15 protein-coding genes are annotated in these 13,887 nt (G+C 40.9%); 6 read left to right on the top strand and 9 right to left on the bottom strand.

The genetic code is table 11. The features are described 5' to 3' along the window. Nucleotides 1-2: 2 nt before the first annotated feature. Both ABDD94_RS11965 and ABDD94_RS11970 read left to right on the top strand, forming a co-directional pair. Nucleotides 3-1,034, top strand: coding sequence for a PorP/SprF family type IX secretion system membrane protein (locus ABDD94_RS11965; RefSeq protein ID WP_345952436.1), 1,032 nt, complete (start codon nt 3-5; stop codon nt 1,032-1,034). An 81-nt stretch (nt 1,035-1,115) separates the two neighbouring features. Then, a complete protein-coding gene (locus tag ABDD94_RS11970; protein WP_345952437.1) occupies nt 1,116-1,526 on the top strand; it encodes an OsmC family protein in 411 nt (136 codons plus the stop codon). A 173-nt stretch (nt 1,527-1,699) separates the two neighbouring features. Here the strand turns inward: ABDD94_RS11970 and ABDD94_RS11975 are convergent, their stop codons facing one another. Continuing rightward, nucleotides 1,700-2,185, bottom strand: coding sequence for a DUF4126 family protein (locus ABDD94_RS11975; protein ID WP_345952438.1), 486 nt, complete (start codon nt 2,183-2,185; stop codon nt 1,700-1,702). A gap of 219 nt (nt 2,186-2,404) precedes the next feature. Between ABDD94_RS11975 and purB the strand changes: the two genes are divergently transcribed. Both purB and ABDD94_RS11985 read left to right on the top strand, forming a co-directional pair. Then, nucleotides 2,405-3,748: an adenylosuccinate lyase gene (gene purB / locus ABDD94_RS11980; protein ID WP_345952439.1), complete on the top strand. Its 1,344-nt coding sequence runs from the start codon at nt 2,405-2,407 to the stop codon at nt 3,746-3,748. A gap of 83 nt (nt 3,749-3,831) precedes the next feature. Continuing rightward, entirely contained in the window at nt 3,832-4,380 is a 549-nt protein-coding gene (locus ABDD94_RS11985; protein ID WP_345951854.1) for a NifU family protein, read from the top strand. A 133-nt stretch (nt 4,381-4,513) separates the two neighbouring features. Here the strand turns inward: ABDD94_RS11985 and ABDD94_RS11990 are convergent, their stop codons facing one another. From ABDD94_RS11990 to ppk1, 7 genes are all read right to left on the bottom strand, one after another. Then, the gene (locus ABDD94_RS11990; protein WP_345952440.1) at nt 4,514-5,302 is read right to left on the bottom strand and encodes an inositol monophosphatase family protein; all 789 of its coding nucleotides are present in this window, start codon (nt 5,300-5,302) and stop codon (nt 4,514-4,516) included. Then, entirely contained in the window at nt 5,283-5,750 is a 468-nt protein-coding gene (locus ABDD94_RS11995; RefSeq protein WP_352432868.1) for a GtrA family protein, read from the bottom strand. Before ABDD94_RS11995 ends, ABDD94_RS11990 begins: the two co-directional genes overlap by 20 nt. Continuing rightward, nucleotides 5,743-6,924, bottom strand: a complete 1,182-nt coding sequence (locus ABDD94_RS12000) for a prolipoprotein diacylglyceryl transferase family protein (protein WP_345952441.1) — start codon at nt 6,922-6,924, stop codon at nt 5,743-5,745. Before ABDD94_RS12000 ends, ABDD94_RS11995 begins: the two co-directional genes overlap by 8 nt. A gap of 28 nt (nt 6,925-6,952) precedes the next feature. After that, entirely contained in the window at nt 6,953-8,272 is a 1,320-nt protein-coding gene (mtaB, locus tag ABDD94_RS12005) for a tRNA (N(6)-L-threonylcarbamoyladenosine(37)-C(2))-methylthiotransferase MtaB (RefSeq protein WP_345952442.1), read from the bottom strand. A gap of 203 nt (nt 8,273-8,475) precedes the next feature. Further along, entirely contained in the window at nt 8,476-9,042 is a 567-nt protein-coding gene (locus ABDD94_RS12010) for a UbiX family flavin prenyltransferase (RefSeq protein ID WP_345952443.1), read from the bottom strand. Between the two features lie 154 nt (nt 9,043-9,196). Next, on the bottom strand, nt 9,197-10,078 hold the full coding sequence (locus tag ABDD94_RS12015) for an exopolyphosphatase (RefSeq protein ID WP_345952444.1): 882 nt from the start codon (nt 10,076-10,078) through the stop codon (nt 9,197-9,199). Then, a complete protein-coding gene (gene ppk1 / locus ABDD94_RS12020) occupies nt 10,075-12,132 on the bottom strand; it encodes a polyphosphate kinase 1 (protein WP_345952445.1) in 2,058 nt (685 codons plus the stop codon). Before ppk1 ends, ABDD94_RS12015 begins: the two co-directional genes overlap by 4 nt. A gap of 146 nt (nt 12,133-12,278) precedes the next feature. Here ppk1 and ABDD94_RS12025 point away from each other — a divergent pair, with 146 nt between their 5' ends. After that, complete coding sequence (locus ABDD94_RS12025) at nt 12,279-12,770, top strand: YajQ family cyclic di-GMP-binding protein (RefSeq protein ID WP_345952446.1); 492 nt, start codon at nt 12,279-12,281, stop codon at nt 12,768-12,770. Nucleotides 12,771-12,853: 83 nt separating this feature from the next. On the opposite strand, the gene ABDD94_RS12030 is transcribed toward ABDD94_RS12025, so the two are convergent. After that, complete coding sequence (locus ABDD94_RS12030; protein ID WP_345952447.1) at nt 12,854-13,294, bottom strand: Hsp20/alpha crystallin family protein; 441 nt, start codon at nt 13,292-13,294, stop codon at nt 12,854-12,856. 138 nt (nt 13,295-13,432) lie between these two features. Here ABDD94_RS12030 and ABDD94_RS12035 point away from each other — a divergent pair, with 138 nt between their 5' ends. After that, nucleotides 13,433-13,882 (top strand): thioesterase family protein, encoded by a 450-nt coding sequence (locus tag ABDD94_RS12035; RefSeq protein WP_345952448.1) that lies wholly within the window; start codon nt 13,433-13,435, stop codon nt 13,880-13,882. Nucleotides 13,883-13,887: the final 5 nt, after the last annotated feature.

A 13,887-nucleotide genomic window follows, 5' to 3' on the forward strand; every position in this document is an offset into this window, starting at 1 on the left:
AGATGACGAGAATCAGATATTATATTTTGAGCGTTATGATGCTGTTGACAGCTGCCGTTACAAAGGCGCAGGATCATCAGTATTCGCAATTCTTTAATTCGCCTGTGTACTTAAACCCGGCGCTAAATGGTCAATTTGAAGGTGATTTACGCGTTAATATGATTTATCGTAACCAGTGGTCTTCCCTCCCTGGTGCACTTAGTTACTTAACCGCATCAGTAGACCTGAACATACCCAAATTTGGTGGCGGCGTTGGTTTAATGTTTACACGTGCTAATGAGGGTACCGCTTATTATTTACGAAACAACCTGGCCGGCATCTATTCATACAGTGTGGGTTCTGACGATTTTGTTTTATCGTTTGGCTTACAAGCGGGTATTGGTAACCGTACCATTGATCGCAGCAAGCTTGTTTTTGGTGACCAGATCGATCCTCGCCTGGGTTACATTCCCGGATCACAATCAGCAGCTGATTTAGGGCAGTTGAATAACAAATTTTACTTTGACGCCGGCGCCGGCATCAACCTCGTAATGGGCAATTTTATGGCTGGCGGCGCATTGCAACACATTAACCGTCCCGATCAATCGTTTACCGGAGCTTCAGCAAAGTTACCAATGCGCGCAACCGGTCACTTAAGCTACCGTTGGGATCTTAATCCATACGATAACTACGACGAGGATGAGAAGTCATATGTAATACCTTCGGTGGTTATGTACAAGCAAGCATCATCAACCTCATTAAGTGCCGGTATGCAATACAAACGCCGTAGCGTAAATGCGGGTTTATGGTACCGCAGCGGAGGACAAACCGGTCCAAGTTCATTTGTGGTGTCTTTCATCTTCGATCTTTTTATAAACAAGGATGGTGGCGAAAAAATGCGTTTCGGTATCAGCCACGATGCACCTACCTCCAAGTTAAATTACAGCAACACCAGCGGAACAACGGAGGGCAGCTTAGGATATGAAACCACCTTACCGTCTCGTACCGGCTCACCAAAATTTATGGGATCAACACGTTGTTATGATTTCTATTAATCATTAAGTTATTTTATTCGTGGCACCTGTTGTTCCACACTCATGTAAAGGTATAGCCGTAAAGCTGTACCTTTATTGCTTATGAATACTGAAAAAAGATTAGTTGCCAAAGCTACAACTACTATTGGGCGCTCACAATATCAAACGATAGCCAATAGCGGTAATCATTCCATTATAGTTGATGAACCCGCAGAATTGAATGGAAGTGACACAGGCATGGGGCCTTATGGCTTGTTACTGTCAAGCTTAGGCAGCTGCACTATTATTACGCTACGAATGTATATCGAAAGAAAAATGTGGGTAGTAGACGAAATTAAGGCTGAGTTGGAGATTTATGCAGTGAACGATGGCCATTTGATCGAAACCAGCCTTAGTTTTAAAGGTGATCTCATAGCTAAACAGGTTGAAAGATTATTGCAAGTTGCTGAAGCATGCCCCATCCATAAATTGCTTGCGGGTAATATTGCGATGAAAACCTTGGTCTCGTTATAAAAAAACAAGCCGGAAAGCTTAATTTCCCGGCCTGCTTCAATCACTCTAAAACAATCACCTCTATTTAAAGAAGTCTTTTTGTTGCATAAAAACTAATCTGGTTACTTATGCAAATATCGTAAGTAATTATATAACTGTTTATGCACTTACATATTGTGCAGTTTTACAAAATATTAAGCTGCTTTTGCCAAGCCTGCACTCGCACCAATTACCAGTGCATCCTCAATACCGCCAATGATAGGATCCATAATCTTAGTGCCTTTTACAGTTGCTTTGCGTAAATAGAAACTACCAAATGTTGATAGTATGGCCGCGCTGCCTCCTAACAAAGCGCCCACGTAAGCCTGGCCGCCTCGTGCTTTATAAACACTTGCGCCGGCAAGTGCACCAGCTAAAAACCTGGCCGATATTACCGGCAGTTTGATACGATCAGGAGCATTGGGTAGCTTATCGCCAATAAATTCTGTTACGGCCAGAAGCTTAAAAGCAGTAGCCACTTTGTTAGATTGCATTAAACTTAAGGAAGAATTGGCTAACGCTTTAGACTGGTGGTGACTTAGTATATGACTGGTTAACGCCGGTGCCGACATGGAACGGAAACCGGCTATAGTACCCAAGCCCACTGCTTGCCAAAACGGGTTAGTTATTTTGAATCTCATAGCTACATTTAATTATTAGTTATACAAAGTACATAAAAAGCACGAATAGTGTTTGACTATCATTGCCCAATTTTATACGAATCAGTATAAGAGTATAACTGTTCCTTGCGCTTTTGCCGGTAGGTTTACTTATGGGTGCCTGTTAATTGATGCAGTCTTGCGTTTTTGCAGTAAGCACATTCCGGCTACTTTGTTACCTTTGCGAAAACTTTTTCTAGTATGTCGCTTACTCCGCTTATGGCCATATCACCTGTTGATGGCCGCTATCATAACGCAACCGCAACACTGGCACCTTATTTTTCTGAATATGCTCTGATAAAATACCGGGTTTATGTAGAAATTGAATACTTTATTGCTTTATGCGAACATCCTTTGCCGCAATTGAAAGGCTTTGATAAAAGCATATTTGATAGCCTAAGAGTAATTTATCAGCAATTTTCTGAAAGTGATGCTGAAGCTATTAAGATTATCGAAAGCACTACTAATCACGACGTTAAAGCGGTTGAGTATTTCATCAAACAAAAATTTGATACCTTAAACCTGCAGGACTACAAAGAGTTTATTCACTTTGGCTTAACCTCGCAAGATATTAATAACACAGCCATACCCTATTCTTTTAAACAAGCCTTGCATGAGGTTTACTATCCGGCTATAGAAGATTTGCTTGCTGTTTTAAAAAAATACGCGCAAGACTGGAAAGCCGTACCTATGCTGGCCCATACACACGGACAGCCGGCATCACCTACCCGCCTAGGTAAGGAAATTGAAGTTTTTGTTGAGCGCATAGAGAACCAATTGACATTGGCTAAGGCTGTACCTTTTTCTGCAAAGTTTGGTGGTGCTACCGGTAATTTTAATGCGCACCATGTGGCCTATCCTGCTATTAACTGGACCGATTTTGGAAATCATTTTGTAAATAACATTTTAGGGTTAAAGCGCTCACAATACACTACGCAGATAGAACACTACGATAACTTTGCGGCGCAATGCGACTCATTAAAGCGCATTAACAATATCATTATGGATCTGGACCGCGACATGTGGAGCTACATATCCATGAATTACTTTAAGCAGAAAATCAAAGCCGGAGAGGTGGGTTCGTCGGCTATGCCGCACAAAGTAAACCCAATCGACTTTGAAAACTCCGAAGGCAATGTAGGTTTGGCCAATGCACTTTATGAACACCTGGCAGCTAAATTACCGGTATCGAGGTTACAACGCGATTTAACAGATTCAACCGTGCTTCGTAACGTTGGCGTGCCTGTAGCACATTCGCTTATTGCAATCAAATCTACAATACGCGGCTTAAATAAATTACTTTTGAACGAAGTAGCCATCAAGCAAGACCTGGAGGACAACTGGGCTGTAGTGGCAGAGGCTATCCAAACTATTTTGCGCCGTGAGAACTTCCCCAACCCGTACGAGGCTTTGAAAGACCTTACCCGGACTAATCAACAAATTAACGCAGCTAGTATAGCTACCTTTGTGGATGGCTTAGCAGTAGCGGATGATGTAAAGGCTGAACTGAAGCAAATTACCCCTTCTAATTACACAGGCGTATAAGTCATGTTGAGGTCAAAACCGGTAGTGGTGCATTGTTAAATCAAAAAGCTGTTTAAATTTGTTCTAATTAAAATTGTATACCCATGAATATCAACGTATATACCGAATCTACGCCTAACCCGGCAACTATGAAATTCATAGTAAATAAACTGCTGATTAACGGCAGTGTAGATTATCCAACTAAGGAAAGTGCCGAAAAATCACCATTCGCTAAAGAACTATATAAATTTTCGTTTGTGAACGGTGTGTTTTTTGCAAGCAACTTTGTTACGGTAACCAAAACAGAAGGTACAGACTGGGACGATATCGAACCCATACTAAAGGAATTTGTAAAAGGCGCTGTTGAAGCTGAATTAAAAGTTCAGGAGGCAGAACAAGAAGAGGTAAACTTTGAGGGCACGGATGCTGAAATAAAGATACAGCAGATATTGCATGACTATGTACGCCCTGCAGTTGAGCAAGACGGTGGTGCTATCAGTTACAAATCATTTAACGAAGGTGTTGTAACTGTTGAGTTGCGTGGCTCGTGCAGTGGTTGCCCATCATCAACCCTTACATTAAAATCGGGTATTGAGAACTTATTGAAACGCATGGTTCCTGAAGTTCAGGAAGTAGTGTCGGAAGCTTTGTAACAAATCCGTGTTTCGGGTATGTCTTAAATTACCCGAACCCATCGAATAATAAACTCGTAATTGCGAGATATGAAGTTAGACGCAGGCTATTATTGATTAGCGGCTAGATTGCTTCATATCTCGCATTTACGTTTTATTTAAAGTGCTGACTTATCACTTCCAGCATCTCCTTCGTTATTTTTCCATTGGTGGCCAGTAATTCGCGGGTGTTTATTACCTCGTCACCTCCGCTAAAATTAACCACATCTCCTCCGGCCTGTCTTACTATCAATACCCCTGCAGCTACATCCCAAGGGTTTAAATTGTACTCATAAAAAGCCTCAAATCTTCCGCAAGCCGTATAAGCCAAATCAACTGCTGCCGACCCCATCCTGCGCAAGCCGTGGCAACTTTTCATTAATTCGGTAAAGAGGTTTATATATTGCTGCTGCTTGGTAAAATCATAATACGGAAAACCTGTAGCTAACAAACTGCTTGAAATAGAAGGCGCGTTGCTTACCTTAATTTCGGCGCCATTTAAATAGGCCGGCGTATCAATACTCGCATAAAAGCATTCATCCAGGTTCACTTCGTAAACAACACCTGAAACCAGCTTATCATACTCCTGTAGTGCAATACTTACGGAAAACACAGGAACGCCATGTATGAAGTTCGTTGTGCCATCCAATGGATCTATAATCCAGTTGTAGCGCTCTCCTATTTTTGTCGTTGTCTTTTCTTCCGTAATAAATCCGGCCTCAGGCAGAATCTTTTCCAAAGACGCCACGATCTTTTGTTCGGCTGTCTTATCAACGTAAGAAACCAGATCATTAAGGCCCTTAAATTCAATTCGGTCTGCACTGAAATTTTTACGTTCCTCACGTATAAAATCGCCTGCTTCGCGGGCTACCTCTGTTACTTGTTTAGTGATTTGTTCGAGCATGATTACGTAACGAAAGATTAAAGGAAAAGATTTTATGAATAAAAAAACTGGCAAAAAATAAACTGAGCGCTGCCGTTATACGAGCTGCAGAAGGCGAGAGATATAAATACTTAATAAGCAGTTTGAGTACCTCAAGGTTGGCAAAATAACCAACAAAGGCTACCATTAAGAACCGGGAAAACTGTTTAGCAAAGGGCAGTTTAGATTCGGAAAAAACAAGATAACGGGTGATTAGAAAGTTAACCATTACCCCTAAGGTAAACGATATGATTAACGATAAGGCATGATTACCAGTTTGGTGCCCTAATATTAAATAGCGCTTTTGCGTAAATACGAGATTGTCGAATAAATAAAAAGCAATTATATCAACCAGAAAACCTGAACCTGCCGAAAATAAAAAGCGGGTAAACTTATTTGCAGTAAGCCGTTGCCAGGTTTCATTAGCCATTAGTACCCCGGTGCTCTAATGCGGTTCTTCTTTTTTGAGCGGTAACAATCATCACCACACCAGTTAATACCAGAAGGAGCGAGATAAGTTCGGCTTGAGTAAAAGGTATACCTGCCACGTGATATTTGGTATTCACGCGGATCAACTCTATAAAAAATCGTTCTACGCCGTTCAGAATTAAATAAATACCGAACATTATACCTGGCGTTTTGATGTGGTTGCGAATGCTCCATAGAAACAGGAACAGCAATAAGCAAACTACACATTCATAAAAAGGCGTAGGATATACCGGCAACTTTAATTCGTAACAGAACTTGCCAACGCAGTTCGCTATAGGGTTATCATGATCGGCCATGCTCACATTGTGCGGATATTTGAACGACCACATCCAGTCGGGAGCCCAGCTTAGCCAGTTAGGTTTTGCAGCTAAGTTAGGTATGCCCCAATCACCGTCTCCGGCCATTTGGCATCCTATCCGACCAACTGCATAAGCCAGCATCATACCAGGTCCACCAATGTCGAGCATGGTTAGCGGTTTTATCCCATGTTTATTGGCAATATATAACACGGCGGCTCCACCACAAATAAGGCCGCCATAAAAGGTTAAACCACTAAAGCCGATGAGCATACCAACCGGGTCTTGCATAAATTCACCCCAGTTTTCAAGTGCGTTAAATATTTTAGCACCTGCAAATCCAAATATGGCTGCCCATACTAAAATGGTGCCCATCAGGTCATGTGGGTGTACGGTTACTTGTTGGGTAACGGGTTCAGCTAACTGCTCTTTCTTTTTTTCATAATATGCCCAATATGCAATAGCCGCAGCGCCAATTATGCCACCTATCCAGTTACCACGTGTCGATAGTAGAAAACTTTGAGGGTCTTCTATCATCGTGTGATAATTCAGGGCTATATCGACTATTTTATAACCTACTATAAATCCAAAAACGGCATTGGTGATTAATTCAGTAATAGATGCTGGCTGACCAACGGTTACCGTCTGCTGAAATGAATGAACGTAACCCAGCTTTTCTTTACGTTTAAACTCCTGCGCAAAAGCCCAGTAAGCAGCCATAAAAGCCAAGGCCACAAAAAAACCAAAAGTTTGTATAGGTAATGGCGGTATATTTAATCCGGTTAGGTACTGCAGAAGATCGGACAGGGTTGGAAACATCAGGTGGTAATTTGCAGCGAATATAAGCTTAATGCACAAATATTTCTTCGCTTTCGGTAATTTCGACATCACCGTCTGCACTGATCGCTGTAAGCTTCACCGTCTTTAACTCATTCACCAATACAGGATCAAACTTAGCTTTAACCTTTACATAGTTACGTGTAAAGCCATGCATAAAGCCATCCTTGTTGTCGCCCTCAAATAAAACTTCATCGGTTATGCCGAGTTGTGAATCATAAAAAGCACGGCGTTTCTTTTCAGATAGAATATGCAACATTTTGCTCCTGTCGGCACGGGTCGAACCTGGAACAGTGCCCGGCATTTCTGCCGCCAATGTATTCTCACGTTCCGAGTATGTAAACACGTGCAGGTAAGAGATGTCCAGGCTGTTCAGAAAGTTATAAGTATCTACAAAATCTTCGCGAGTTTCGCCCGGGAAACCAACAATAACATCTACTCCGATGCAACAGTTAGGCATCAATTCCTTAATTTTAGCTACTCTATCAACATAAAGCTCACGGCGATAACGACGACGCATCAGGCCCAGTATTTTGTTTGAGCCTGACTGTAGCGGAATATGAAAATGTGGTACAAAGCGTTTGGAGGTAGCCACAAACTGAATAATTTCATCGGTTAACAGGTTAGGTTCTATTGATGAAATGCGAATTCGGTCTATGCCTTCAACCTCATCTAATGCCTTAACCAGGTCAAAGAATTTATCCTCGCGCTGCCCGTTTCGAATACCGAAATCGCCCAGGTTAACACCGGTCAACACAATTTCTTTAACGCCCGAAGCTGCAATCTCTACGGCTTGGTTAACAGCGCTTTCAATAGTGTCGCTACGGCTCGCTCCGCGGGCCATAGGTATAGTACAAAATGTACAAGAGTAATCACATCCGTCCTGCACTTTAAGGAAGGTGCGAGTACGATCGCCAAATGAGTAAGAGGAAATAAACTGATTCGCTTCAGATACTGGCTGATTATAAACTGCGGCCTTGCCTTGTTTAGTTAGGTCGCTGATATGATCAACCAATTGAAACTTTTCGGCAGCACCCAATACCAGATCAACGCCAGGAATTTCGGCAATCTCCTGTGGCTTAAGTTGCGCATAACAACCTACAATAGTTACGTAAGCGTTAGGCGAAATTTTAAGTGCTTCTTTAACTATCTTCTTGCACTTCTTATCGGCATTTTCAGTTACTGAGCAGGTGTTAATTACAAAAACGTCTGGCTTATCCGTAAACTCAACAGTATCAAAGCCGGCGCTATTAAGCAGCCTGCCTAAGGTTGACGTTTCGGAGTAATTTAGCTTACAGCCTAAGGTATAAAAAGCAACTTTCTTGTTCATTATCAAGCTGCAAAGATACAATTTTATGTGATTAGCAAAAAACAGTTAGGCCAAAGGTGGCGCCACTACTTAGCCTAAATGACCGTATTATGGCTTTAATGAGTAATTGAAAATCTCTTTTTCCAATACACCCTTTTTGTTCTTTTCCTCAAGCCAGGAAACGATATAGCAAAGAACGTTTAAAGCCACTAAGCTTTCTTAATTTATTGCTGTTCACTCCAGCGGTAGCTGCTATGATCTAAGCCTATCAAATCAACTACCCGATTTACTACGGTCATAGCAACGTCTTCAATTGTTTGGGGTTTGCTGTAAAATGAAGGAATTGCCGGGCAAATGATACCACCCGCCTCAGTCACTGTGGTCATGTTACGTAAGTGAATTAAATTTAACGGCGTATCGCGGGCTACCAAGATTAATTTACGGCGCTCTTTTAAAATTACGTCGGCGGCTCGCGTAACCAAGTCGTCAGATACGCCAGCAGCAATTCGGCCCAAAGTACCCATTGAACATGGGATGATTACCATCGTATCGTACCGCGCAGAGCCGGATGCGAACGGCGCCATAAAATCGTGCTTGTCATAAAATTTGAAAGGCGTCTTTTGGTAATCGGTATTATTCAATTCGAATTCCCAAACTTGCTTAGCGTTGGTAGACATTACAATAGATACGTCAGCAATTTGCTCGTGCAGGCCCTGTAATTGCTCCAGCAAAAGTTTAGCATAAATAGCCCCACTGGCCCCGGTAATAGCAACTACAATTTTCTTCTTCATGATATATCGTAACAAGACAAAGCTACGAAAGTTGAGGGCATAAAAAAGGGTCGAATAACTCGTACTCGACCCTACATCTACCTATGAAAAACATGCCCTTGAGAGGGCATTACAAAAGTAGCAAAGGTTTTTTAATTATTAAAATAAATTTAAATTATTTCGGTAAATTTTTTTCGATCAAAGTTTGGATAATTCCGTCAGCCATTCCAACCGTAGGAACATAGATTTGTTTGATGTTGGCCCACTTCATTACAGTGGTATAAATCTCACATGCTGGGATGATTACGTCTGCCCTATCCTGGTTTAACTTTAGTACATTGATGCGATCCTTAAGAGAGTAAGATGACAGGAAACTGTACAGTGATTTCAGTTTGGCATAACTCATGGGTTCACCATCCTTCTCCTCACTTAGCTTAAACAGCTTATTGATGTTTCCGCCCGTGCCTACACCATAAACAATTTTGAAATGTTTGGTGTGCAGCCGTACAAAATCCTGCATCTCTTTCCAGGTTTCATCTTTATCCTGGTTATCCAGTATACGTATGGTGCCAATATTAAATGACTGAGAAGCAATCAACTCACCCTCCGCAAATAACGACAACTCAGTGCTGCCGCCGCCCACGTCGATGTAAAGGTACGTCTTGCTCTCATCCAAGTCTATACCGGTATGGCTTGCATAGATTATGCTGGCCTCACGTTCGCCATGAATAATTTCCAAATCAAGATTGGCTTCCTCTTTAATTCTTGTAATTATTTCTGGACCGTTCCTGGCTTCGCGCATGGCCGATGTTGCACAAGCCATGTAATCGTTCACCTTATATACGTCCATCAGATTTTTAAATGCAGTCATCGTTTTTACCAGGTCATCAGCTTTCTTGTCTGATATATGCTGCTGCAAAAAAGCGTCGTCGCCCAGCCGTAAAGGCACCCTGATCAGCGTGTTCTTTTTAAATGTAACGTTGCCATCATTGTCGGTTGTGTCGGCTATTAGCAGTCGTACTGCGTTTGAACCAGTATCTATTGCGGCGTATCTCAATTTGTTAGGTTATTTAATTGTTTAAGATAATCATATATTTCTACCTGTGCCCGGTGATGTATATCGGTGCGGGTACGGTGGTATTTGTTAGTATTGGTCTTATTTATTTCGCGCGATTTAGTGTTATCCTGCAATTGTAAATTGATAATATCTCTTATTTGCTTCTGCAAGTCGAGATCATAAATTGGAAAGCCAACTTCGACGCGGTTATCAATGTTACGACTCATAAAATCTGCCGAAGTTAGGTAAATAAGCTCTTTACCGCCGTTAGCAAATATATGTACCCTGGCATGCTCCAAGTACTTGTCAACAATGCTGACTACTTTGATGTTTTTACTAAAGCCTTCAACACCGGGTACTAAGCAACACATTCCTCGTATAATTAACTGAATTTTAACGTTAGCATTACTGGCTTCATACAGTTTGGCAATTAACTGCTCGTCGGCCAGGCTGTTCATCTTTAAAACCATATAGGCGGGTTTGCCGGCTTTGGCATTTTTAATTTCTGTATCTATTAGTTTATATATTTCAGGACGCGAATCAACAGGTGACACAATCAGATGACTTAAGCCTTTTGGTAACGTTCCTTTATTGATGGCTCTAAACACTTGAACTAAATCGCCAGTTAATTTTTTGTTAGCGGTTAGTAAGGTGTGATCGGCATAAATTTGTGCTGTTTTCTCATTATAGTTGCCCGTTGATAAGCAAGCGTAATAGGCTGGTTTACCCTTTTCCATGCGGGTTATCATGCAAATTTTAGCATGTACTTTGTAACCGGGTATGCCGTGTATAACATTTATGCCCTCCTCTTCGAGCCGGCGCGTCCATTGAATGTTATTCTGTTCATCGAAACGGGCACGCAACTCTATCAGGCAATTTACTTTCTTACCATTTTGTACCGCATTAATTAGGGCATGCATAACCCGCGAGTCGCTGGCCAGGCGGTACACCGAAATGTTAATTTCGATCACTTTAGGGTCTATAGCCGCCTCGCGTAAAAAATGAATAACATAATCAAAAGACTGATATGGTGTGCTGATCAGATAATCCTTCGCTGCAATAAAATTGATTAAGCTTTTGCCGAAAGACAAACCATCAACCGGTAAAGATTTGGTGCGCTTGTATTCTAATTCCGCGCCGCCAACGTTCGGAAAATTAATAAAATCCTTAAAGTTATGGTATCGGTTGCCCGGTATCATATTCTCTATACCTAATCCTAACCTATGTTTTAAGTAAGCTACCATATCATCCTGCATGTCAGCATCATACAATAGCCTCATGGGCTTACCATTCCGGCGTTTTTGCAAGCTTTTGGCCAGCGCATCTATAAACTTACCGCTTACCTCCTTATCCAGGTCCAGCTCAGCATCACGAGTTAGCTGAATGGAGTAAGCCTCCATGCTATCATACTCAAATATGAAGAATATGTCCTCCAGGCTATAGCGTATAATATCGTCTATCAGGATTATAAATTTTAAATTATTGGTTTCGGGCAATATCAAAAAGCGCGATAAGTTACCAGGCAACTCAATTAGTGCTAAACGTGTTTTTTTGCCTTTGGTTAACTTAACAAAAAAATAAATAGCCCGGTCATGCAACTCTGGCATCGGCTTGTCTTCATCCAGCATTATAGGTACCAGCGTTGACAGTAACCGCTCGCGAAAATATTTTTTCACAAACGCACCCCGTGACACGTTCAGCTGCTTTTCGTTAAGGATGAATATTTTTTCTTCGGCCAGCTGCTTTACAATGATATTGTCGTACAGATTATTAAATTTTTTTTCCTGTTTTACAACCAGCGTTTTGATTTGATTAAGCACCTTTTTGGGATTGTAGCCCAATAATGCTTTTGACTTTTCATTAAGGTTAGATAAGCGGGTTAAAGTAGCTACACGTACCCGGTAAAACTCATCAAGGTTTGATGAAAAGATTGCCAAAAACTTTACTCGGTCTATAAGCGGAACCGTTATATCGGCCGCCTCTTGCAAAACCCGGTCGTTAAAATACAACCAGCTTATCTCGCGATTAATTAAAGGAATGTTTTTGTGCGCCATAAATAGACATTGCCAGGCAACGCATGTGTGTATGCAAAACTGCTTATTTAGATGTTAAGTTAATATTAACTTCAATATTTTTAATGTGTTTTCGCTAATTGCTTTGCACAACACCTACATTTGCTTGTAAAACTAAACATATACCTATGCCCTCTTTTGATATTGTAAGTAAAATAGATGCGCAAACCTTAGATAATGCCATCAATAACGCTAAGAAAGAAATTTTGAACCGGTTTGATTTTAATGATTCAAAAAGCACTGTTGAACTGGATAAGAAAACGAATCATCTAACCATAGTAACGGAGAACGATATGCGGCTAAAGGCTATTCAGGATTCTATTATCAGCCGTATGGTAAAGCAACAGCTCGACCCTAAAGCGCTTGATTTTGGAAAAGAAGAATATGCTTCGGGTAACATGATACGCAAAGAAATAAGTATTAAGGAAGGAATAGATAAAGAAGTTGCCAAAAAAATCGTGAAGAAAATTAAAGATAGCGGTTTAAAAGTACAGGCGTCTATTATGGACGACCAAGTACGTGTACAAGCAAAAAAGATAGATGATTTGCAATCGGTTATTAGCCTTTGCCGCACCGAAGACTTTGGCCAGCCCCTGCAATACATTAACATGCGTAATTAAAAGAGAAAGGCCGCCATGCTTTTAAACATGACGGCCTTATCAAACCAAACCAACACTTAACTTATGAAAACAAATGGTTCAAATTACTTAACTGCTATTTCGCGAGCTTGTAATTTGGCTTCTTCTTTTTTAGCTACGGTCAACTTAAGTACGCCGTCAATATATTGTGCTTCAATGTTAGACTGATCTACACTTTCAGGTAAAGTGAATGAACGGCTGAATGAAGCATAGCTAAATTCTTTTTTTGTATAATTTTTAACTGGAGCGCTTTCTTCCTTTTTAGCCTCAGCAGCTACGGTCAAAAGATTTTTTTCCACGTTAATTTTGATATCCTCTTTTTTCAAACCGGGTACAGCCAATTCAATATCAAAGCCTGTTTCTGATTCAATGATATTTACAGAAGGCACTTTACTTACTGTAGCTGATGAAAAATACTGATCGTTAAACAATGAGTCAAACACATCAATAAAGCGTGGGGCTACTTGATTTCTTCTTGGTCCGTTGTTAAATTTTACTAAAGTCATTTTTATATCCTCCAAAAATTCGTTTTTTAATTATTTTCGTTGCTACATACTATACAAGCGTTATACCAACGCAAAAATTCGCGTTTTTAAAGACATAATGTCATTGAAAACAATATTATACAGACAATTTGACGCATAATGACCGAAGACTTAGCTAATTATAAATATCGAACAGTTATCCCCATACGTTTTTCAGATATCGACGCCTACGGAAATGTTAGCAACACCATCTACCTTAGCTATTTTGAAATAGCCCGATTGAGTTATTGGAAAGAAGTTGTTGACTGGGATTGGTCGAGTTATGGTGTAATATTAGGCCGTTCGGAGATCAATTACCTGAAGCCTATAAAAGTTGACGATCAAATTGCTTGTTACCTTCGTACCTCACGTATAGGCAACAGCAGTTTTGATGTAATTTATGTAGTGGTTAAAATTGGGCCCAATGGTGAGGAAGAAATTTGTACAACCGGTAAATCGGTTTGCATTAGTTACGATTATACTAACTACAAATCGGTACCTATTCCACAGCGCGAACGGCAGCGCATGATAGAGTATGACGAGCCAGGGCTTATTACCAACACAAATTAATTTGA

The sequence above is a fragment of the Mucilaginibacter sp. PAMB04168 genome, from assembly GCF_039634365.2.
Taxonomy (GTDB): Bacteria; Bacteroidota; Bacteroidia; order Sphingobacteriales; family Sphingobacteriaceae; genus Mucilaginibacter.